Origin of the sequence: Lysinibacillus mangiferihumi, from assembly GCF_003049665.1 — a bacterium.
Lineage (GTDB): Bacteria > Bacillota > Bacilli > Bacillales_A > Planococcaceae > Lysinibacillus > Lysinibacillus mangiferihumi.
The window spans coordinates 1-921 of sequence record NZ_PYWM01000106.1; the positions used below are offsets into that span (position 1 = coordinate 1).

Sequence of the window (921 nt, forward strand, 5' to 3'; positions counted from 1 at the left end):
GATTTCTTCGGCTGTTACATCGCGAAGATTTGTGACAACACGTACAATCGCCCCTTCATAATCAGTAAACTCCACGACACGGTGTCGCGTCTTCGTTTGTTTTTGAGCCGTACCAAGTGTACAGGTGAAATCAGCGACGATATTAGACCCTTCAACGGTCGCTCTTTTTAATGATTTTTTACAGTTTAACTGGATGTTCTCCTTTAAACGAATGACAAAATCTTGTTTCGTTGTCGCATAGCGATCTACCTTATCAATCGAAAAATAAGCACGATCAGCGACGATGATAAAACGCTTATCTTCGAGCTCGACGCCAATTGGACCATCGTTTTTCAAGCCTGTTGTTTCAACGACGTGAAGGGGCATTCCGGTATTATTTGTGAAGCTAACATGCAGTTTAATGCCCGAACGCTCACCGTGATACAGCGCCCACGGTAAACGATTTTTACCGACAGTAATCGTTGTCGAATCCATGGCCAATAACTCTTTTTTAAGTTTAAGTGAGCGTCTCGCAGCTCGGTTGAATCTACTAACAATCAGCTCAAAAATCCGTTTGACGATGAGATAATTCAGTTCGCCTAAACGTTTGGAAAGCGTAGAATAATCAACAGATTTCAAGCCTTTTTCCGTCGCCACATCGGAAGCGTAACGTAAGCTTTTCCATTCAAATGTAGCAGCGCCAACTAAATAATTTAGAAGCGTTGGTACATCACATTTACGCGCTGTATCTTCAAAACCAAATTCAGCGAGAATGCCATCGATTTCTTCCTGTGAAATAAAATTTTGAAGTAACGTGAAAATCGTGGTATTCTTAGCCATGAGAGATTCCTCCTCGTAATTGTTTGTGTGGTAACTTACATTTTACATGGAATCTCTCTTTTTTATTAGGCTTTAATGGTAAAAACTGGTTAATCAACAGAC

General features: G+C 40.7%; 1 protein-coding gene. It reads right to left on the reverse strand.

Going from position 1 to position 921, the window contains the following annotated elements; translation table 11 throughout:
• Positions 1–819: IS4 family transposase (locus C9J37_RS27755; protein WP_107897943.1), on the reverse strand; the 819-nt coding region annotated here is incomplete at its 3' end.
• Positions 820–921: the final 102 nt, after the last annotated feature.